Source organism: uncultured Nostoc sp. (assembly GCF_964245575.1).
Lineage (GTDB): Bacteria > Cyanobacteriota > Cyanobacteriia > Cyanobacteriales > Nostocaceae > Nostoc.
In genome coordinates this window covers 1-22,466 of sequence record NZ_CAXTNP010000051.1, presented here as the reverse complement: position 1 = coordinate 22,466, position 22,466 = coordinate 1, and the positions used below count along the sequence as shown (strand labels likewise).

The following is a 22,466-nucleotide window of genomic DNA, read 5'->3' as shown; positions in this document are numbered from 1 at the left end:
CTAGCTTCACAGACCACTAGCTGTTATTTAGTTTCATTAATGAAAGATTTTCGTGGGAATAAAGCCATTTTTCAAAATTGGCTTTACAGCGCGGCCATTCTTTATCTGTCATTGCGAACCAATCAGTATCTCTGTTTCTTCCACGAACAAACATGTGTTGGCGAAAACGTCCTTCATAAATGAATCCCATCCTTGTAGCGGTAGTTCGACTCGCATGGTTGAGGGAATCACATTTCCACTCAACTCGACGATAAGAATGGTAGTCAAAAAGATGCTGAAGTAGCAAAAACTGTGATTCTGTATTGACTTTAGTTTTGTGGACTGCGGGAGTAAACCATACATGACCAATTTCAGCCCGACCATGATTTGATGCGATCGCAAGTAATCCTACAATTCCCACTTGAATATTTGTTGAGTTTTCAAAGACTGTCCAAGCAAGAGGGTCAGACTTATCTACTAGGTTTGTTTCTATCCAGTCTTTCATCGTGGAAGGGCAATCAAATGGGCCGTAAAATAGATAATTCCAGATGGCTTCTTTCTCAGGGCTGCCGTGTGAAGCTGCATATAAGGTATCCACATCCCTTTCGGGAATTAAGGGTCTGAGTGTGACAAATTGACCGTTGAGTTGAAGAAATTCCGGTGGTTGCCAAGTTCGGTTTTGCATGATTTTATTGTTTCCCACACACAGATAATCTCATATCTAAACCACCAGCGATTCGATTATATGAATCTGCCGTTTATCAACCCATAGCAACCTATGGGCGCTATGTGGGAAAGAAGAGTGAGTGTTTGCTTTGAGAAACGGATTCTTGAGTTTTAACGTTTGATTCCCTTAAACCGTTCTTGCGCGGCTTGAAATGCTTCTTGCATCACCAACTGAATTTTTTGGGGATCGGGTTTCTTACCTCCCATTAAATCACCAAAGTAAACGCAGGCTGCTTCCCCTAATGCCCAGGTATAGGCGGCTGCCCAAGAGGCTGCGATCGCACTACCAAAACCTGGTATAAATTTAATTAACTCCCGGGCAATTGCCTGTGCTAAAAAACCACCTGCGATCGCACTCACAACGCCTCCCGCCTGAGATGGAGTCAGTGTCTGCCCATATAATTTACCCAACAAACCAACCATTGATACTTGCAAGGCAGTGAGTACTGGCATTGTCGCAAATGGCAGAGGTACAGCCGCAAGAGTGGCAGACATAATCGAAAATGGCAAAATATAACGGCGTGCAGCATCTCGATAAAGATTACCAAGTTGTTTCCCAGGTTCTTCTTGATCCAATAGCTGATAAATCGCCTGGGCTTCTGCTTCTGGAAGTAGTTCTGCTAAGGAATCTCGCAGTGCTTCTAAGCCATAAAATACTGGAGTGTAGCCATCTTCTTCTAAGGTAAAGTCAATGAGTACAGAGCGGTCAGTTATTCCTGCAAAGGCTTGTTGCATTGCGGCAAATGCGCGGTTGACTTCTTGATAATCTGGTGGATAGGCGGGATGATCGACGGTATCGAGAGGATAAACCTCATGCAAACAAGTAACTACCAGCAAACAGGGAATATTTGGATACTGCTGGCGCAACTGTTGAGCAATTTGTCGTAGCGTGTCAGTTGCAAAATCATTGATTTTGACGGTGAGAAGGAGGATTCTAGCGGATCGAGTCTCCTTTTTTAAATCGCCAACTAATTCCTGAATGATTAATTGAGTATCTTGTTTAACATCACCCATTCCCACCGTATCAGTAAAAATCAGTAACGGCAGGTCATTGGAAGGATAGGCATAGCGCTGGGTGTGTTGCGTGTGAGGACGAAATCCCTGACCGACAATCTCGGCAGAAACTCCCGTCAATCCCCGGACAATTGAACTTTTGCCGGCTTGGGGTTTACCAATCACGAGGGCTTCTGTGGTTGGCAGTTCAGCTCGGACTTTCTCTAAAATCTCTGTAACCTGAGTTTCGCTCACACTAAACCATTCAACAACCGTCTGTGCCAGTTGTTCTACGGGTAGAAGTTGCGTTAAGCGTGTTGTTGCGTTGTTCCAGACACCAGCAATGCGATTTGTCCAGGAATTATCGACCGACTTAGTAGTTGTTTCATCGGTCAGTTCACTCAATTGCTGAGAATCAGTTGACGGTGAGTCAGCATCACGTTGCTCAGTCATTTCCATCCAAACGGTAGATAGCTGTCTTTAATTTAGGACACTTCATGGTGTTTAAGATTGAAATTGTTGACCTAGAAGACCTTTTACTAATTTTATAGCGATTCTCATGCATGATAACCAGTATTGTTATTGTTAGTACTGTTATCAACCTGGGCGATCGCGTTCTAGAGGTAGGGTGTCTCACACTCCTAAACGAACCGTTGCCGTAGAAAAACGTAGCAAGGGAAATTATTGTATCGGCTGACAATGCCATTGTATCGACTAACAATCCCATTGTTACGGCTGACAATAGCATTGTATCGACTAACAATCCCATTGTATCGACTGACAATAGCATTGTATCGACTAACAATCCCATTGTATCGACTGACAATGCGATTGTTTTGACTAACAATGCAATTGTATCGAGTGACAATGTTAATACAAAACTAAAGTTATGGACAGCCGACGGAAGCTTACCTATATCAGCTATAAGCTTGGTTCAATCAAATCCAGGAATGGGTTGAACTGCACCACTGCGAACTTCATCTCTACGCTTCTTGGCTTCATCTGTCCACAGTGTTTGAAGTGTTTCGTCTACATCAAATTCAAGACTTTCAACCAGCTTTTCTGCCAACAATGCTCTCGCTGCACTGGGCAAAGCTAAAGCTTCTTTCATGACTTGCTCTACAGATGTCATAATTCCTGAAAGCATAGGGACTATCCAGAGTCTAGCAGGAAAGCAGAAGGAAAAATTGTTTTTTCAAGCCTTCTGCCCTCTGCCTCTTTTTTGGGAAGTTTACATGCTGGTAAAAAAGCTGAAAGCTTCTGCGGATTAGCGTAGGGTAATCTTGCGTAGTTCTATTTCTGCGTAAGCGTAAGGGTCAGTCTCATATTTATCAGCAGACAAGTCCTTATTCGCACACACAGTGTTGGTGTTGCCGTAAATATCAGTCTTTGAGCAAGCTTGAATATATACGCCCGCCTTGAAGTAACAGGAACCGATGATACCCGTCAACTTCACTGTACCAGTACTACTGGTTACACCTGAACGTAGGTTTTTATAGGTGACGTTAACATTGCCACTGGATGTAACAGCAACGTCGATAGTCATCGGATCGCCAATCTTGTAAGTGCTGTCGAGAAGCTTTTTAGTAGTGTCGTTGTTGAAGCGGGCTTCAAGCTTGCCAATGTCTGTCGAGCCGTTGGCAAAGGATGGGCCGAAGTACTTCACCATCATGAGGTCGTTTTTTGAGTCATGGATCTGCGCGATGGTGGCTTCCGGCTTGTTCGTGGTGCTGTGCAACAGGGTCTGTTCCAGGTACATGCCATGATCGGTATTCTGACAGTTCCAAGCAGCAGACTCGGTTCCATCACCCTGCATTTCACGCAGTTCAGAACGGGCGTAAGCAGTACTTGTGCTGGTACGTGCGCCACCAGCGATCGCTTTCAAAAGCACACCATTCTTCGCAGCATTCAGACGAAAATATTCTGAATTACTGTATGTCTTGAGTTGCGGCTGCTTAATTTCTGTTGCCTTGTTTGAGTTGGAATTCAAGCTGATTGGCAGGGTGATCTTCCACTTACTTAGGTCAAGCACATCGGCTGGGTACTGAGCGTTACCACTGCTCTCACCATTTGAGGAATTTGAAGTACCACTGCTCTCACCATTTGAGGAATTTGAAGTATCACTGCTCTCACCATTTGAGGAATTTGAAGTACCATTGCTCTGATTATTTGAGGAATTTGAAGTACCACTGCTCGTACAGCCATTGGTCGAACCCAACGAATTAATCTTCAATTCGTCGATACGCAATCTAGAATCGCTATCACCCACGATCTTGATCGCGTTGGCGGGTTGGTCGGTAACGTTTTGCTTGTTTTCATTGCCCTTGCCAGAGGTGTTATTAACAACAGTAGTCCAGGTTGCACCATTGTCCTTGGAAAGCTGTACGCTGTAGGTGTACTTGTTTGTGCCGTACCAGTTAAGCACCAGATCATCTACGCGCTGGCAGCTACTAAATTTTGCAGTCCAGGTTGCACCAGGGGCGTCAGCCTCCCAGTGGGTATTCTTATTTTTGTCAATAGCATTGTCGGCAACAAACGAATCTCTGACAGATGTGGCAGTAGCATCGCCCAACGATACAATGGTAGGCGACGCTACAGAAGCACCAGCTATCATTGCAGACAAGACAGCTATGGTAAAAGACAGCTTTGAAAATTTTGTATTCATTCTTTAACCTCTGTTGAATGTTGAACAATGAGTTGTTACTTAAAGGGCATGGATGATATTTTTTGTCAATGCGTAAGTCCTATTTAGGACTCATATTTGATTTTTGAACAAAATTAGGTATTGTAGGGTGCGTTAGGATGAAATCCGTAACGCACCAAATCCTTGATAATGGTGCGTTACGCTGTCGCTAACGCACCCTACGTATCTTTTCAAAAATCAAATATGAGTCCTATTGTATATAAATAAGTAACGTACCGAACACGCCAAGAGGATTGTGCGTCTGGTTGCGATCATCGCCTATAAAAAAATACGCTTGGGTTAAGGAGAATCGTAGGTTGGGTTAACCGAAGTGAAACCCAACAATTAACGCTTAATGTTGGGTTACCCTCCGGGCGTCTACGTTTCTCAACCCAACCTACGCAGCTTATAGCGATTCTCATGCATGATAACCAGTACCGTTAGTAGTGTTATCAACTTGAGCGATCGCGTTCTGGAGATAGCAGTGTCTCACACTCATAGACGAACCGTCACGTAGTATAAGGTAGCAGCGGCAAATTATTGCATCGGCTGACAATGCGATTGTTTCGAGTAACAATGCGATTGTTTCGAGTAACAATGCGATTGTTTCGGCTGACAATGCGATTGTTTCGAGTAACAATGCGATTGTTTCGACTGACAATGCGATTGTATCAACTAACAATGCGATTGTTTTGACTTACAATGCCATTGTTTCGGCTTGCAATGTTAATACAAAACTAAAATTATAAAAAACTGCTCGGACGCTTACCTATATCATTTTGACTCAATCAAATCGACGATCGCTTTCACCAATACATCTGGATCTACTGGTTTAGAAATATGCATTTGAAATCTTGCTGCTACTGCTTGCTGTTGATTCATTTCGCCTGCATAAGCCGTCAGAGCGATCGCTGGTACGCGTCCTCCTTGCCCTGGCGATCAATTGGTAAAATAAGAGCGATCGCCTGCTAATTAGTTTGCGTAGCAAGCCTGACTAATTTATAAATTCACTTATTGTCAAGTTTATTTTATCGATCTGATGGTTTCTCTTTTACAGGCTCTTTCCAGTATCCCGGTTCGCGGCTACAGTGCATCACCGCCAAAATCAAAACGTAATCTTCCTCAATGTAAAGTTATGGAAAGCCTCTGGGACGCTTACCTAATATCAGCTTGACTCAATTAAATCAGCGATCGCTTTCACCAATACATCTGGATCTACTGGTTTAGAAATATGCATTTGAAATCTTGCTGCTACTGCTTGCTGTTGATTCATTTCGCCTGCATAAGCCGTCAGAGCGATCGCTGGTACGCGTCCTCCTTGCCCTGGCGATCGCGATCGCACTTCACGCATCAGCATATAACCGTCTGTCTTTGGCATTCCAATATCACTAATTAAAATATCTGGTATGGACTCAGACAGCGCTTGTAATGCTTCCTGTGCTGATGCTACGGCGGTTACTTCTAGACCGTAGTCTTGCAAAATAAAGGTAATTAAGTCACGGATATCTGGTTCATCGTCCACGACCAAAACTTGAGTGTTTGAAAGCAGCGAGGATTCCGGCTCACAATCTAAAGAGTGATTCTCTTCACGTGTGATCTGTTCACTTGTGACCAAAAGCGGTAGCTCAACAGTGAAGGTTGCACCCGATCCTTCTCCAGGACTTTCGGCTTGAACTTTTCCCCCATGCATCTCTATAACCTTACGCACGATCGCTAATCCTAAACCTAGTCCACCAAATGTCCGGGTAGTTGTGCTATCAGCTTGGCGAAAGTAATCGAACACATAAGGCAAAAACTCTCGCGCAATTCCCTTACCTGTATCGCTGACCTGAATTTGAGCTTGGTTACCAACTTCCATCAGTCGAATTTCTACCCGTCCCCCTGCTGGCGTAAATTTTACCGCATTGGAAAGTAGATTCCACACAACTTGCACAAGCCGATTTGAATCGCCTATCACTTGTCCCAAAGTGGGATCAAATATCGTCTGAATTTGAATTGATTTAGCTCGTGCTGCTAGTTGTACTGTCTCTAGTGCGGCTTCAACTACCATTACCAAGGTCACTGGACAGATATTCAAGTTTAATTTTCCTTGGAGGATGCGAGACACATCTAACAAATCTTCAATTAGCTGAGTTTGTAACTTGGCGTTGCGTTCAATGGTTTCCAAGGCGTGGTTAGTGGTTTTTTGATCGAAATTACGAGTTCGCAACATTTTCGACCACCCCAGAACAGAGTTGAGTGGGGTTCGCAGTTCATGGGAAAGAACCGCCAGAAATTCATCTTTGACTTTGTTGGCGATTTCTGCTTCTTTGCGTGCTTTCATTTCTCGTTCGAGTGAATGAGCGCATTCTTTCTCGGCTGATTTGCGATCGGTAATATCCAGTACAAAAGCAACACCATTATCCTTGGAGTCATTCAGCAACGCCATCCCCAATACAATTGGGACTCGCTTCCCGTTGCGGTGGATGTACTCTTTCTCGTAAATTTTGGAAACTCCAGTGGCTTGCACCTCCAAAAGGGCGCGATCGTCTAAATCTTTATACTCGACAGGAGTAAGTTCTCTCCTATTAATTCTACCTAAGGTGGCAAACTCATCACGAGTGTAGCCAGCTAGCTGGAGAAAGGCATCATTGGCATCAATAATAAAGCCATCAACATTCCAAAAAGCGATCCCGATCAGGTTGGATTCAAACAAACGCCGAAATCTGGCTTCACTTTCACGTAATGATTTTTCTGCCCGTTTGTGTTCGGAAATATCACGAGAAACAGTAATTACGCCTTCAATACTTTGGTTGGAATTCCGTAATGGTGTAAGGATGTATTCATAATAATGCACTCCATCAGCAGTAACATATTTACACTCATCCTTGATTGGCTGCCCAGTTTTCATGACAGCTTGTCGTTGATTCTCTAGCTGTTCTACAAGGTCTGCGGGTAAATCCAAGTCTTGCAAAGTTTTTCCGACAAGATCCTGGGGCTTTAAACCTAATACCGTAGCTCCATCATGACTGACATACTGATAGCAACCTCTACGATTAAAGATGTAAATGTGATCGACTGATGCAGTGAGGATGGCATTTAAAATATTTGCCTGTTCTTGCACTTGGCTTGTGAGTTCACGAGTACTTTCTTCTGCCTGCTTGCAGACAGTAGTTTCCATACAAACGCCGATCATTCGCACCGCTTGTCCATGATCGTCATAGATAAATTTTCCCTTGGCAGAAATCCAATGTGTACTTTGGTCTGAGCGAATTATGCGAAATTCATCATTGTAGTCAGTCTTTTCTGCTAAAGCCTGGGCGAGAAGTTGCATTACAGATTGCCTGTCTTCAGGATGAACGCAGTTCCGAAATGCCTCATAAGGGCCGTCAAAACTACCTGGAAGCACGCCAAAAAGCACTTCATAATTTTCAGACCAGATGACTTTATTGGTAACAATATTCCAATCCCACAAGCCCATCTGGGAAACATCTAGAGCTAGCCTGAGCCGTTCTTCACTCTCCTTCAGAGAGGCTTCTAGCTGGTGTCGCTCTGCAATTTCTTGTTGGAGTTGCTCTAAAGTGACTGCTACATTTGTTGGCACATTCAAGGCTGTGGATGTCGCCTGTTCCAGATGCCGCTTGATATCATATTCAACAGCTTGAATATGGGGATATTGTAGTGCAAGTGCCAGTTTTTTTTCTAGCTCTATTACTTGCTTCTCAAGCGCTGCTTGCCTTTGCTGATAAAATATTTTTGACTGCTCTAACTCAGCTACACTTTGCCGCAGAGCTGCTAATTCATCAGTGACTTTCAAGTTAATTTTATCAACATTAGGCATCTTGCACACCGCTTACAACTAAACAATACCGATTTGAAGAGTAGGCATCCCCTAGCTTTAACAGTATGGATTTTTAAGCTAAAAAATGTAATCTATCAAAAGGTGCATAAGGTTTCAGCTAAAAGACATCCTCTGAGATTAAGACCTATGTCTGATGACAAGACACTTTGCATCCAGTGATGATTTAATAAAAATTTATCTCTTCAAACGCATCAAACCTGCACCAATTAATAATCCCACAACCTGTCCCCAGAAGACAACACCCGAATGGTTTACGCCAACAGGAGGAATATTTAAACTGCCGATGCCATAAAATAATTGTTGCACAAACCACCAAAATAGATAGAAAAAAGCTGGAAATTCGATAGGGATATACAAGATTATTAGCGGCAAAATTGTGTAAATTTTAGTTTTAGGAAACTTCATAATATATGCTCCTAAAACAGCTGCGATCGCGCCATTTGCCCCAATCAATGGTACTGTCAAACTAGGTTCAGTCAGGATTTGCACTAAAAATGCGATCGCGCCAGCAGCCAGATAAAATCCGAGATAGCCTTTATGCCCCAGAATATTTTCGACAGCTTTACCAAAAACCCATAAAAATAACAGATTTCCCAATATTTGACTAAAACTGCCATGTAAGAATATTGCAAAAAGTAGTGAAAATGTTCGCCAAACTACAATTATCCAAGCAGCATTGTTGTAAAATAATGCATTTGTAATTGCCCCACTAATCTGGGCTGGGATTACTCCCCAAGTATTAACAAAATAACCCAATCCACCACTAAAATCTAGTTGAAGCTCCCATAAAAATACGGCAACATTAATACCAATCAGCCAGTGATTAATAATTGGCTTAGTCCGACAACGAATATTATCACTAATAGGAATCATATAAATTAGTTATTAGTCATTAGTCATTAGTTATTAGTTATTATTCTCCCCCTGCCTCCCCTACTCCCCCTAAACGTGTGGCAAGATTGAAATCAGATCGCATCGCACTTAAGTAGGCAAACGAGATGCTGGGAAACACACTTGTAGGAAGATACCAAATTATTAGTAACTTGGGAGGTGGGGGTTTTGGTGAAACTTTTGTGGCAAGTGATACCCAATTACCCGGTTCACCTCCATGTGTAGTTAAGAAACTTAAACCCCAGGCAAGTGATCCCGTAACTTTGGAGACAGCTAGGCGTTTATTTGATACAGAAGCACAAGTTCTGTATAAATTAGGAACTCATGATCGCATTCCCCAACTTTTAGCTTACTTTGAGGAGAACGCCGAATTTTATCTTGTACAGGAATTGATCGAAGGGCATGATCTGAGTCAAGAATTAATCCCAGGTAAAACCCTCAGTCAAGACCAAGTAATTTCACTTTTACAAGAACTTTTGACAATATTAGAATTTGTTCATCAACAGAATGTAATTCACCGTGATGTCAATCCGCGAAATATCCTCAGACGCCACCCAGATGGCAAATTAATCTTAATTGATTTTGGTGCAGTTAAACAAATTACTACCCAGGTAATTCTTCCCGAAGGCTCAATTAAAGGTACTGTTGCTATAGGTACGCCTGGATATATTCCTGGAGAACAAGCTCATGGTACGCCAAAATTAAGCAGTGATATCTATGCTACGGGAATAATTGCTATTCAAGCTCTTACTGGATTATCACCAGAGGAAATAGTAAAAGATGCCGATACTAATGAAATTATCTGGCACAATCAAGCCACGGTAACGCCAGAATTTGCTCAATTCTTAGATAAGATGGTGTGCTACGACTTTCGGCAACGCTATGCTTCGGCAACGGTAGCATTACAAGCGCTGAAAGAGTTAACACAACCACCTGCCCAAACAATTGCTTTAACTCCTATTTCTCTACCAAAAAATATAAACAAACCTCAACCGAAAAAAGGTATATTGGGTAAAATTTTCCTAGCGATATTTTTAATTGGGGTCAGCGGAGTAGCATCAATATTTATTTTGAATCACATTAATTCAAATAACGCTATAGAATTATCCAAACAAGGAAATACGCTTTTTGACTTGCAACGCTATCAAGATGCATTAGAAGTATATGAAAAAGCCGTTAATATTAGACCAGATTATGCTAAAGGCTGGAATGGTCAAGGTAAAACGCTGTATAAATTAAAAAAATACAAAGATGCGCTAGCGGCGTATGATAAAGCAATTCAAATTCAGCCAGATTATTTTGAAGCTTGGAGTGGGCGAGGTTTTGTATTAGCAAATTTACAGCGATATCAAGAAGCGATCGCCTCTTTTGATAAAGCCTTACAATTAAATAATGAAAACTCGGAAGTCTGGAATGCTAAGGGTGAAGCTTTTAGTAACTTAAATCAATATGACCAAGCAATTAAAGCTTATGAAAAAGCGATTGAATTTAAACCAGATAATTACGAAGCGTGGTATAAAAAAGGATTAGCCTTACAAAATTCTAACAGATACCAAGAAGCGATCGCAGCATACGAAAAAGTCGTGGATTTAAAACCAGACTACGAGCAAGCCTGGTATAATTGGGGAAATTCCTTAGTCAATTTGCGACGCTACCAAGACGCATTTACAGCTTATGATAAAGGTGTGCAATATAAGTCAAATTATTATCAAGCCTGGTTATCGAGAGGTAATGTACTGCTCAATTTACAACGTTATCCAGAAGCGATTGAATCTTTTAATCAAGTAATTAAATATAATCCTGGTAACTATCAAGCATGGTATAATCTGGGTTGGTCGCTGCATCAAACCCAACGCTATGAAGAAGCAATAAAATCTTATAAGAAAGCAGCAACACTTAAGCAAAAAGACTATCAAGTTTGGTATAATTTGGGTAATTCGCAATACATTTTGCAAAAATACGAAGATGCGATCGCGTCTTATAATAAGGCAGTTCGTTATAAACCAGACCATTTTGAAAGCTGGTATAGTAGAGGCAATGCTCTATTAAATTTGAAACGGTTTAAAGACGCGATCGCATCTTACGATCAAGCAATAAAATACAAGCCTAATTACCAACAAGCAATAGACGGCCGCAATCAAGCCCAGATTCAACTGCAATCCGAGAAACCAAAGCCTATAATCGTGCCAATTATCCGAGTACCTAATCCTACTAATCCACCGCAAACGACACCCTAGTACCGCAAGGCGGAAGTCAAAAGTCACGTATGCTTTGATTTTGGGCTATGCGGTTAGTTCCTTTACCCTTCAAACTTCACTTGACACACTACTAGTACTGTGTCAAGTCAACAATACTTAAGTAAATCAAGTTTTAGAATCTTTCTCTCTGTGTTCTTTGTGCCTGGAACGGTAGCCTGCGGCAAGCCGATGCAGGGTCTACGTTATTTAATCCAAACATTGTTAGCTTGACACAGTATTTAGTACATTAACAATTTTGAATTCCGAATTGTTAACAACACTCATTATAGCCAATAATTGGAATTTTAATTGATTTTAAAGAAGATTTTTAAATAAAAACTTATAGTACACGGCGTTAGGATAAATTTATTGTTTATTTTATCAAAAGCTGTGAGCATCGGTAGTTTATTGGGCAATCTAAAGATAACCTAGAATTTCTTCTTACCGAACTATGCGATTAAGGAGCTAACCCTTGATACAAGCAAACTCCAGCCTATCAGCATCTAACAGAGAAAATCATCCCTTACGAAATTTATTAATTCGATTTATTCTTGGCGGCACTACCCTTGTAGTCAGTATTTCTGCTTATTTCAGCTATCAAGCCGCTAGAAATATGATGCTCAAAGATTTGAGACAAAGCGCTTTTTTAGAGGTACAGAGAGGGGGTGCTGAAATTGAGGAGTGGTTACATGTTCGCCAAGTAGAGGTACAAACCCTGGCGAATACTTCAACTGTACGTTCCTTAAACTGGTCTGTGGCAGAACCTTATTTAAAGGCAGAAGTTAAGCGGATCAATGAATTTTTCTTGTTCCAATTAGCTACCCCCGATGGTTCATATTCCAATACAAAAGTTGGTCGAGCAAATAAAAATATTCAGGATCGAGACTACTTTCAAAAAGCAATTGCGGGAAAGAGCAACATTTCTGATCCCTTCATTAGCCGTTCTACAGGAATTTCTTTAATTGCGATCTCCACCCCGATTTGGTCAAATTCTGCTAACAGTAGTTCACCCATAGGGGCCTTCCAGGGTAATGTGAGAGTCGATCGCATTGCAAAGGTTGTCAACTCCCTGCACTACGGCGCGAATAGCTATGCTTTTGCCCTCAATTCCCAAGGACAAGCGATCGTTTATCCTAACTCGGCGTTAATGTCAACCGTAGAAAAACCTGCACCCAGCCTGCTGAAAATAAGCGATCGCAATTTAAATGCGATCGCCAAGAGGATGGTAAACAAACAACAGGGAATTGAGTTAATGGAAATTGACGGCACTAAAAAGTATGTAGCTTATCTGCCGTTGCAAGGCGCTAATTGGTCTGTGGCTTTGGTGATTCCCCGCCAAAATATCGAATCTCGATTGCAATTCCTGGATTTAATTGCCTTAATTGTCGGTGGACTGGCACTTACCATGATTACCGTCTTGTGGCAGGTGCAAGCATTTGAACAAGCTGAACTGAAAAAGTCTAAAACTGCGGCTGATACAGCCAACCATGCTAAAAGTGAATTTTTAGCCAACATGAGTCATGAACTGCGAACGCCCTTAAATGGCATTCTCGGTTGTGCCCAAATTTTGCTGCGTTCCCCAGCTTTACCTAATCAAGAGCAATATCACGTCAATATTATTGAACAATGCGGCTCTCATCTCCTGACATTAATTAATGACATTTTGGATCTATCCAAAATTGAAGCGAAAAAGCTAGAACTGCATCCCCATGATGTGCATTTCCCTTCCTTTCTCCAAGGAATTGTCGAAATCTGCCAGATTCGGGCAAAACAAAAGGACATTTTGTTTGTCTATAAACCCGCGATCAATTTGCCTATAGGGGTTCATGTTGATGTCAAAAGATTACGTCAGGTGCTATTGAATCTGTTGGGAAATGCCATCAAATTTACAGATGAGGGTCAGGTTACTTTCAATATTGAAGTAATTGATCAACCTCCCAGTGATGGGCAGATAGTGAAACATCGCCTTCGCTGTACCGTAGAAGACACGGGAATTGGTATAACTCCCGCAGAATTGAGCAAAATTTTCTTGCCCTTTGAACAAGTAGGTGAGAAAAAGCGCCAAGCTGAAGGCACAGGGCTGGGTTTAGCTATTACTCGGCAGTTAGTACAGATGATGGGTAGTGATATCCATGTTAAGAGTCAGATCGGTCAGGGGAGTAGCTTCTGGTTTGAGTTGGAGATTCCGGAAGCGACTGAGTGGGTAGAATCTGCGATCGCTACATCAGAGAAACAAATCATTGGCTTTGAGGGTAGCCCCTACACCATCCTGATGGTTGACGATCACTGGGAGAATCGCACAGTGATTACAAACTTACTGCAACCACTGGGTTTTAATGTAGTTGAAGCCAGCAACGGTAAAGAAGGTTTAGAAATAGCGATCGCTCTCAAGCCCGACTTAATCATCACAGATTTGTTGATGCCAGAAATGGATGGGTTTGAATTAATTGAACACCTGCGTCACACTCCAGAAATTAAGGATGTATTGATTATCGTCTCTTCCGCGAGTGTCTTTGAAGCCGACAAACATCGCAGCCTGCAAGCTGGAGGTAACGCCTTCTTGACCAAACCTATACAGGTAGATGAATTATTGCATCAACTAGAACAATATTTAAATTTGGTATGGATTTACAAACAATCTCAGCCTGATGGAGAAAAAGCCAAAGAAGCAACGACAACAAATAGCCAATCTGCTCAATTAACCCCTCCTTCCCCCCAAGTGTTGCAGGAACTAGTCACCTTCGCCAGTAAAGGTAACTTCAATGCCATTCTCAAGTGGGCCGAGCAACTGGAGGAAACAGACACAACCTTCGCGCCATTTGCTAACGAAATAAGGCAACTAGCAAGGCAATTTGATGAAGATTTAATCCTCAATTTCTTGACTCAATATGCAATGGAAACAGTATGACAACTACTATTGAAGACCAAAAAGATTCTATCAGTTACGCTCCTTCTAGGGGAATTATTTTAGTCGTTGATGATAACCCTACCAATTTACAAGTTTTATCCAGCTTTTTGGATCAGTCTAGCTTTGAAGTTTGGGCAGCACGGAGCGGTGAAAAAGCCCTTGGGCGATTAGAAAATGATGATTTACCTGATTTAATCTTGCTGGATGTAATGATGCCCGGTATAGATGGTTTTGAAACCTGTAAACAGCTAAAAAGCAATCCTCGTGTCCAAGATATTCCGGTCATTTTTATGACAGCCCTCTCAGAAACTGCTGATAAAATCAAAGGTTTGCAATTGGGAGCCGTAGACTACATTACCAAACCTTTTCAGCATGAAGAAGTTTTAGTGCGGATCGAAAATCACTTAAAGCTGAGAAATTTGACGAAAAGCTTAATCGCTAAAAACGCCGAATTGCAACAGACTCAAACTCAACTGATTCAAGCAGAAAAAGTAGCAGCTTTAGGGCAACTGACAGCAGGAATTGCTCATGAAGTTAATAATCCCATCAATTTTATAGCTGGCAACTTAAATTTTGTTGAACAGTATGTGCACGAGGTAGTTAATTTCCTGTATCTCTATCAAAAATATTTGCCCGAACCACCAGATGAAATTCAAACCGCGATTAAAAAAAGCGATCTCAACTTTTTGTTAAATGATTTATCTAAAATTATTAAATCCATGCAACTTGGTACAAATCGCGTTACAGAAATTGTGTCATATTTGAACAACTTCTCACGACACAGAGAAGATGGCAAGAAACTAGCTAACTTGCATGAAGGGTTAGATAGTACATTACTCATTCTCGGACATCGGTTTAAATATAATGTTCATCAACCAACCATCCAATTAGTCAAAGAATATGGAAAATTGCCACTTGTTGAGTGTTTTCCTGGTGAAATTAATCAGGTTTTTATGAATTTAATTTGTAATGCGATCGATGCAATTGAAGAAAAAAATAAAAATCAAGATATTGATAAATTGTATCAAAATCCTGGTAGAATTAAAATTAAAACTGAGGCGATTGGAGAGCAAGTTATTTTAAGAATTGCAGACAATGGCTCAGGTATAAACAACGCAGATGAAACAAAAATATTCGATGCTTTTTATACAACAAAATCTGTTGGTAAAGGGACAGGTCTAGGTCTATCTATTGCTTACCAAATTGTGGTTAATAATCATCACGGCAAGCTCACATACGATTCCAAACCAGGTGAAGGCATAGAGTTTATCATTGAACTACCCATCTGATAAATGAGAATTTGCAAACCAAATAAAAGAAACACGTAGGGGCACAATATATTGTACCCCTACTCGCATTTTAAAATTGTTATATGTCAATATAGTTCAGTTAAGCGCTAAATCCAATACAAGAGACGTTGCAATTGCTAGTCTCTACATACCTAAAATCAATACCAAAAATCCTTAACCCAAGCGTATTGTGTTACATGTAACCAGTCTATGAATCAAAAAATTGCTGTAACTAGCGAATATTAACCTCTTGCAGGTAATTTACTCCTTGAAGATATTCAATATTAGTGGCTGACTTTTTAGAGAAAAATGAATTTTTTCTTTTTGTAGAAGCTACCTTTTGATAATCAGTCAGCAGGCGTTGTTTTTGAGTATATTCATTCAATTTAATTTGAGCTTGAGCATAAACTAGAGTATCGTTGGGAATATTTCGGAGAAACTTTACAGCCTGATCCAAATCACCAACAAATGCTTGTTTATAGGCTTTCTGTAAAAAGTAAGCTGCTCTGATCTGCCGCTTTCGATTGTATTCAGCCAGCTTGTCTTGAACTAAAGCACCCGCACGACTTTCTTTAGGAATTTGCCGCAAATATTGTAATGCAGCAGAAAAATCTTTTGTATTGGCACTTTCGTAAGCTTTTGCTAATAAATCTTGCGTCTGTGTTTCAATGTTGACGTATGCTTGCTGAACTAGTTTATCTGTTTTAGATTGCCAATATGAAATATTTGGAATTTTCGCAGCAGCATGAAGAACATCTGACCATTTGCTCTCGTTAAAAGCTGTTTGAGCTATTTGATATTGCTGTGCAGCTACTTGCCATTGCTCTTGCCATTCTTCAATTGTGGCTTGCGCTTCTGGATAAACATTGCTGTGAGGGGGAATTGATTTAGCAAGTGCGATCGCTTCTTGTAAATCTCCTGCTTGATATTCTTGTGTGGCTTTAGATAAAGTTTCTGTTTCTGAGTACGCAGGTGCAGCATTAATTAAAGAATATACACCAAATCCCATCACTAAAGAATTAGCCGCCAGTCCTACTTTCATTCCTGTTAATAACGGAGATAATTTCCCAGATGTAGGATTATCATCTTCAATCGCCGCCTCTATAAAAAATTGATCATCTGCTTCTAATATTTCTGGTGGCTGAGGTTCCCATGTTATTTGTTTGAGTACCCGCAGCACCTCACCCGCAGACTGGAAGCGGTTTTGAGAATCGTAGCGGATCATTTGGCTGAGAACAGCAGCGAGATAATCATTAACTGGCGTGTTTTCAGAACGCCAAACAATTTCATTAGTATAAGGATCAGCTTTTAATTGTAGTGGTTCTAACCCTGTTAAAGCCTGGATAGCAATCATGCCCAAAGCATAAATATCACTGTTGGGCTGTGTTTGTCCAATAAATTGCTCTGGCGGTATATACCCTAATGAAGTGGCAGGAATTCTATAGATGGGTAATTCCGCACCTATACCAAAATCGATAGACTGAATTGAGCCAAAGTCAATCAAAACTAACTTGCGTAGGGCATCGCTATTACGTCTAATCAAGTTTTCCGGTTTGATGTCACAATGGATCACGCCTTGAGAGTGAACAAATTCTAGAATACCTAAGACATCTATCAGGAATTCTACAACTTCCCTTTCGCTCCACAGACACCCCCATTGTTGATCGATGGGCAATTCCGCAGTCAGCGCATGTCCTTCAATATGCTCTTGGACTAAATAAAATCGCTCATTTTCTTCAAAGCAGGCGATGAATTCAGGAATTTGGTGATGGCTTCCCAAAAGCTTGAGGGTTTGGGTTTCAGTCTGAAACAGTAATCTCAGCATCTCCAAGTAGCCAGATTCGGAACTACTAGCTTTAATCTGCTTAACAACGCATTTGGGATTCTCTGGATAATCTATGTCTACAGCAATGTATGTTTGTCCAAACAGCCCTGCACCCAGGCTTTGGACAATTTGGTAACGCCCTTGTAGTAATTTACCGATTATGTGGTAGGTCATGACCTGGTTACTCAGTAAGTCCTTTTATTTACTTTTTCTGCCATTCCCTCCGGTTTCCGGAATACTTTAGAAATAAATTAACAAAATTTTGATACCTTAATGGAAGTTTACTTTTTAAGTATTTTTGCGTAAAGAAATCTAATTTTTTATTAAAATTTGTATCTTTTATTTCATCGAAAATAGTCAATGAAATTCAAGCAAAAATGTCTGATGTGCAACCTGAGTTAACCTTGAGTTATGAACAAATAAGTTTAAATTTTGATTTTAGGATTGAGGACTGCTTATGTTCAACTACAATCCGCTAGACTGCCTACCTTCATCGGTAGAATTACCTGATTCTGATGATATACCTGTGGATAACGAACTGCAAATATTAGTTCCTAATTTATTATTAGCTACTTTAGCTTTAATCTGGCAAAACCGTGATGATTGGTTTTTCGGCATCAATATCAGTTATAGCAAGGGGTTTTAGCTAAAATCAACTGTAATTATACGTTAGTAATTTCCCAAAAATAAATATTGGCCTTCTCTGCTCAGAATATCCTACCCCTAAGTTTCCGTATCTTCCTCAATCACCTTAGATTTATCTGTTAACGGCTTTACTACCCGTGCGATCGCTTCTTGAATAAAAGCCTTAATAAATTCATCTCTGCGATTAATTTGAAACTGTCGCTGCACAACTTCTGTCATTCCACCATCACCCCAATCTTGGTCATGACGAAAATATTCAATAAAACTTTTACCAGCAATTCGCGTTAAATAAGCTGCTGTCACGCCTTGAATTGCTCTACCAATAATAAAGGTGGCAACATTGAGTTGCAAAGCTGTAGATAATAATTGAATTGCTCCTTTAACAATGCCCAAACTAGCGATGGTTTTCGCTAAAGAAAGGGCTAACTCTCGTCCCCGTTCCATATTCAATTCACAGCCGTAGACTCTGCCAATTTCCACAACCATTTGAGCATTAACAGCAGCTGTCGCTAGTAAATCTACGACTGGTATAGGCGTAACTGATACCACACCAGCACCAATCCACTGAAAGCGTTCTACAATTTTGTCAGCTTGACGGCGACGCTGGCCATCGATGAGTTTTCGCGCCTCGTCTCCCAATCGCAGAGATTGTAAAAGAATGTTATCTGCTACCAAATCTTCACCTTCGGCCCGTAAAACAGCAGCTGTGCGCCGCAGCAAAGGAACAATATCCGGTTCCGGCTGGAAAGTTTCGCCAGTTTCTAGTTGTGCAGGTTGGGGATTAGCAGCGATCGCTACCACATCATTAGTTGCAATAAATCCCCGTACCCGTTGACGCAATCTTGCAAGGATGGCTTCTTTATCTTCATCTGTATATAAATCAGTTTTGTTGAGAACTAGGAGCGATCGCTTCCCAATTTCTGCTAATCCTCGCAGTGGCTCATATTCTGAGCGCCGTAAGTCATTATCCACCACAAACAACAGTAAATCTGCTTCTGTTGCCAGTTCTCGCGCCATTTGTTCCCGTTCCGTTCCCGCCACCCCTGCTTCTAAAATCCCTGGCGTATCCGTAATTAAAATCTTGCGTTCTAATCCCTTCAACCGCAGACAATAAGTTTCTCCCACCTGGGTTGTACCCATCGGTGCATCTACCTGACCCACCATGCGTCCCATAATCGCATTAACTAGAGAAGTTTTGCCAGCACTTCCTGTACCAAATACCACTACTTGAATCTCACCACGTGCTAAGTTCGCTTCAATCTCTCGTGATTTACTTAATAAAGCCTGACGTGCTACTTCATCTTGAATTTGCCCTACTTGTTGGCGCACAGCCTGGAGAGTTGTAGAAGCAGCATCAGATTTAGCAGCAGGAATTTGCGCCGCAGTCACTCGCTTCGGGTTGCGGCGCGATCGCTTTTCCCCAGCTTGAATCACCAATACATAATAGACAAAAGCGGCAACCAACGCTCCAATGAGGACAATCAGCAGCAACAGCAGCAAATTGCCTAGCAACGGCGAATAGGACAATTGCCAATAGAGGCGCGATAGGGAATCAATTAGCCATAGGGCTAGCCCCAAAATGACGATCAGACCAACAATCAGCGTTACTATGCGTGACAGAGGCATGGCTGGGAAAGATTAATGGATATTCAGTAGGCAGATGCTTCTAATCTTAATAGTTTCAGTCTTTTTTACCAGAGTAGTCAGAAGCAGCTTTTGTGAAATTTGAACTTTTGAGTGAAACGTAAGGGCACAGCATTGCTATGCCCCGACAAGAAATCTATATCTCAATATGCTTGGGTTAAGCCTTTTTTTCTCCCCCTGCTCTCTTCTGTAAACATTTAGGAGACAGATACTTGTAATCTTCATAGTTTCAGTATTTTTGACCAGGGTAGAAAAAAGCTCCTTTTGATAAACTGAGAGCGCATTTGATATCAAATGTGTTCTCACTTGCGGCTGGATTTCTTGTTTTTGATGAAAAAGCGCCTACTAAAAACATTCAACAGCGAGTTATGCCATGACTGCGACACCTAAATTAAGTTACTTTAACTCGGTTCAACAAAAATTCCACCAGCTTAGTATTCGGCAAAAAATTTTTTGTGGGTACGGACTAGCTTTGGGAGTTGCAGTTTTGGGAACAACGGCGGGGTTAGTAATAGGCGATCGCTACTTCCAACAAGCCAGACAACATCATCTGTTGATAGATGAAGGAGGAAGCTTGTTAAGTAGTTTGCAAGGACAACTGTTAGAAATACAGATCCGCCAGCAAGAAATACTGCCTTTTTTGCAGCAGCCGCAAGCGTTACAAAGGAGAATTTCTGATTTTAAAATCGATCTGGCGGATGCGGAAACGTTGCTTTCTCAGGCACAAGAATTTAGTCAAACCAGTTCACAAAAGGATTTACAAGCTCTGCTTACAAAGCATAACAGCAAGATAACCGGATATTTTGAACAACTCAGGTCGCTGATTCGGCAAATTTTGCCATTAACTTCACAGCCAGAGGGAGCTACAAAAGCACAGCAATTAATCTCGAAATTTAGTCAAAGTCAGGATGCTTTAAAGTTTTATCAATTTGCCCATGAGTTAACCGACTTTGCCAAAACAATTCAAGAACGCCAACAGGAAGCTGATCTAGCCCAAGAAAAGGCTGCACTCATGCAAGCTCAGATTATTATTGGTAGTATACTGTTGTCAGTGGCGATCGCTGCCATCCTAGCTTTCTACACAAGTAAAATTATCACCCATCCCATCAACGTGGTGACGAATATTGCTCAAAGAGTTACCCAAGAAGCGAATTTTGACTTGCAAGCGCCTGTCACTACAGAAGATGAAGTTGGGGCGTTAACTAGCTCGCTTAACCAGCTTATCCAACAGGTGAAGCACCTTTTAGAAGAACAACAAGCCCAGGCGCAAGTCCGACTAATTCAAAGTGAGAAAATGTCTAGTTTAGGAAGGATGCTGGCTGGTGTCGCTCACGAAATTAATAATCCGATAAATTTCATTTCTGGCAACCTCGTACACGCGAAAACCTATACTGACGACCTGTTATCGCTACTACAAACATACATTGCCGAAGTTCCTCATCCTTCCACTGCTCTGCAAACTTTAACAGAAGAAATTGATTTGGAGTTTCTTGAAGTAGATTTGCCAAAACTCTTCAACTCTATAAAAGTTGGTGCTGACCGTACACGATAAATTGTCCGAAGTTTGAAAGATTTCTCTCGTTTAGATGACGGTGAAGCGCAGTTAGTAGAGCTACATGCTTGTTATAGATAGTACACTGTTGATTCTAAACAATCGTCTGAAAAATGGTATTAGCCTTGTTCGCAGCTATGGAGAGATTCCACCGATTCCAGGCTACACAGGTTTACTTTATCAGGTATTTATGAATCTTCTCAGCAATGCCATTGATGCTTTGGAGCAAAAATCTGCTGATAATCCCGAATTTAGCCCTGAAATCACTATTATCACAGAATGCTGGCAGAATGATTTGGTGATAGTGCGAATTGCAGACAATGGCTGTGGTATTTCACCAGAAAATCAGAAAAAGATATTTGATACATTTTTCACAACCAAACCACGAGGCATTGGTACTGGTTTGGGGCTAGCGATGCCTGCGGCGGGCTACGCCTACGCATACCAAATTGTGGTAGAAAAACATCAGGGAAAAATTACTTGCCAATCTGAGTTAAATCGAGGTACAGAGTTTGCGTTGGCTTTGCCCACCGCAGGTATCGCTCTACCGATTTCTCATCCTTGAGCTAGTAGCTTTTGAAATTTTATTCGTTATCATAAGCTTGCGTGTTCTAATCTTTTAGTAGACTTACGCCAGTTTTGGCAAGCTTTTTGAGAACAAAGAGAGAAACAAACTTATGGGACTTTTCGATCAAATTCTTGGTGCCGTTACTAATCCCAATCAACAGGGCAGCTTAGGTCAATTGGGAAGTATTGTTAACACTGTACAACAGTTGAGCGATCGTACTGGCACAGACCCTTCTACCATCCAATCAGTTTTGTCAATTGTCGGTAGTCAAGTGCGTTCTGCTTTACAACAAAAGCAAGCCACAGATGGTAATGAAGCCGCACAAACTCTAGTTAATCAATATGCTGGGACTTCACCTAATCCCCAAGCTGTGAATTCGCTGTTTTCTCCTCAGATACAACAACAGGTAGCTCAGGTTGCTGCCGGACGCACTGGATTGGATGCTGGTATAGTTCAACAATTGCTGCCTTTAGCAGTACCTTTAGTACTGAAATTTTTGCAATCAGGTGCAAATGCTCAAAATCCCCAAGCTGGCGGGAATTCTGTACTGAATTCTTTCTTGGATGCTGACGGCGATGGTGATGTCGATATCGCTGATGCCATCCAAATGGCTAGTCGGTATATGAGACAGTAATACTTTTCCCCACTTTTAACTCCTAACTCCCCACTCCCCACTCCCCACTCC

Annotated in this window: 16 protein-coding genes and 2 pseudogenes; 7 read left to right on the top strand and 11 right to left on the bottom strand. The window is 41.3% G+C overall.

Annotated elements, in window-relative coordinates; genetic code table 11:
- Positions 1-16: 16 nt before the first annotated feature.
- The 9 genes and pseudogenes from ACFFAP_RS10860 to ACFFAP_RS10820 all read right to left on the bottom strand — a co-directional run bounded on the left by ACFFAP_RS10860 (position 17) and on the right by ACFFAP_RS10820 (position 9,095).
- Positions 17-664: a GNAT family N-acetyltransferase gene (locus tag ACFFAP_RS10860; protein WP_375511221.1), complete on the bottom strand. Its 648-nt coding sequence runs from the start codon at positions 662-664 to the stop codon at positions 17-19.
- A 152-nt stretch (positions 665-816) separates the two neighbouring features.
- The gene (locus ACFFAP_RS10855) at positions 817-2,151 is read right to left on the bottom strand and encodes a GTPase family protein (protein WP_375511220.1); all 1,335 of its coding nucleotides are present in this window, start codon (positions 2,149-2,151) and stop codon (positions 817-819) included.
- Positions 2,144-2,566: a hypothetical protein gene (locus ACFFAP_RS10850; RefSeq protein WP_375511219.1), complete on the bottom strand. Its 423-nt coding sequence runs from the start codon at positions 2,564-2,566 to the stop codon at positions 2,144-2,146. Before ACFFAP_RS10850 ends, ACFFAP_RS10855 begins: the two co-directional genes overlap by 8 nt.
- Positions 2,567-2,632: 66 nt before the next feature.
- Complete coding sequence (locus tag ACFFAP_RS10845) at positions 2,633-2,830, bottom strand: addiction module protein (protein WP_375511236.1); 198 nt, start codon at positions 2,828-2,830, stop codon at positions 2,633-2,635.
- 135 nt (positions 2,831-2,965) lie between these two features.
- Positions 2,966-4,363 carry a polysaccharide lyase family 7 protein gene (locus ACFFAP_RS10840; RefSeq protein WP_375511218.1) on the bottom strand — a complete coding sequence of 466 codons (1,398 nt, stop codon included), beginning with the start codon at positions 4,361-4,363 and terminating at the stop codon, positions 2,966-2,968.
- A gap of 436 nt (positions 4,364-4,799) precedes the next feature.
- Positions 4,800-5,063: a hypothetical protein gene (locus ACFFAP_RS10835; RefSeq protein WP_375511217.1), complete on the bottom strand. Its 264-nt coding sequence runs from the start codon at positions 5,061-5,063 to the stop codon at positions 4,800-4,802.
- A 92-nt stretch (positions 5,064-5,155) separates the two neighbouring features.
- Positions 5,156-5,320 (bottom strand): annotated as a pseudogene (locus ACFFAP_RS10830) (response regulator); the annotation flags it as partial.
- A gap of 226 nt (positions 5,321-5,546) precedes the next feature.
- Complete coding sequence (locus tag ACFFAP_RS10825) at positions 5,547-8,201, bottom strand: PAS domain S-box protein (protein WP_375511216.1); 2,655 nt, start codon at positions 8,199-8,201, stop codon at positions 5,547-5,549.
- Between the two features lie 195 nt (positions 8,202-8,396).
- A complete protein-coding gene (locus ACFFAP_RS10820; RefSeq protein WP_375511215.1) occupies positions 8,397-9,095 on the bottom strand; it encodes a rhomboid family intramembrane serine protease in 699 nt (232 codons plus the stop codon).
- Positions 9,096-9,220: 125 nt separating this feature from the next.
- Here ACFFAP_RS10820 and ACFFAP_RS10815 point away from each other — a divergent pair, with 125 nt between their 5' ends.
- The 3 genes from ACFFAP_RS10815 (at position 9,221) to ACFFAP_RS10805 (ending at position 15,547) form a co-directional block, all read left to right on the top strand.
- On the top strand, positions 9,221-11,350 hold the full coding sequence (locus ACFFAP_RS10815; RefSeq protein ID WP_375511214.1) for a tetratricopeptide repeat protein: 2,130 nt from the start codon (positions 9,221-9,223) through the stop codon (positions 11,348-11,350).
- Between the two features lie 472 nt (positions 11,351-11,822).
- Entirely contained in the window at positions 11,823-14,258 is a 2,436-nt protein-coding gene (locus ACFFAP_RS10810; protein ID WP_375511213.1) for an ATP-binding protein, read from the top strand.
- Positions 14,255-15,547, top strand: a complete 1,293-nt coding sequence (locus tag ACFFAP_RS10805; protein WP_375511212.1) for a response regulator — start codon at positions 14,255-14,257, stop codon at positions 15,545-15,547. The genes ACFFAP_RS10810 and ACFFAP_RS10805 overlap by 4 nt, the downstream gene beginning before the upstream one ends.
- Before the next feature lie 232 nt (positions 15,548-15,779).
- Here ACFFAP_RS10805 and ACFFAP_RS10800 read toward each other — a convergent pair whose 3' ends face one another.
- Complete coding sequence (locus ACFFAP_RS10800; protein WP_375511211.1) at positions 15,780-17,546, bottom strand: protein kinase; 1,767 nt, start codon at positions 17,544-17,546, stop codon at positions 15,780-15,782.
- A 283-nt stretch (positions 17,547-17,829) separates the two neighbouring features.
- Here ACFFAP_RS10800 and ACFFAP_RS10795 point away from each other — a divergent pair.
- Positions 17,830-17,997 (top strand): annotated as a pseudogene (locus ACFFAP_RS10795) (Uma2 family endonuclease); the annotation flags it as partial.
- 98 nt (positions 17,998-18,095) lie between these two features.
- On the opposite strand, the gene ACFFAP_RS10790 reads toward ACFFAP_RS10795, so the two are convergent.
- Entirely contained in the window at positions 18,096-19,643 is a 1,548-nt protein-coding gene (locus ACFFAP_RS10790) for a YcjF family protein (protein ID WP_375511210.1), read from the bottom strand.
- Between the two features lie 391 nt (positions 19,644-20,034).
- Here ACFFAP_RS10790 and ACFFAP_RS10785 point away from each other — a divergent pair, with 391 nt between their 5' ends.
- The 3 genes from ACFFAP_RS10785 to ACFFAP_RS10775 all read left to right on the top strand — a co-directional run bounded on the left by ACFFAP_RS10785 (position 20,035) and on the right by ACFFAP_RS10775 (position 22,415).
- Positions 20,035-21,213 (top strand): HAMP domain-containing protein, encoded by a 1,179-nt coding sequence (locus ACFFAP_RS10785; protein WP_375511209.1) that lies wholly within the window; start codon positions 20,035-20,037, stop codon positions 21,211-21,213.
- Positions 21,214-21,277: 64 nt separating this feature from the next.
- Positions 21,278-21,778 (top strand): sensor histidine kinase, encoded by a 501-nt coding sequence (locus ACFFAP_RS10780; RefSeq protein WP_375511208.1) that lies wholly within the window; start codon positions 21,278-21,280, stop codon positions 21,776-21,778.
- Positions 21,779-21,890: 112 nt separating this feature from the next.
- On the top strand, positions 21,891-22,415 hold the full coding sequence (locus ACFFAP_RS10775) for a DUF937 domain-containing protein (protein ID WP_375511207.1): 525 nt from the start codon (positions 21,891-21,893) through the stop codon (positions 22,413-22,415).
- Positions 22,416-22,466 lie beyond the last annotated feature (51 nt).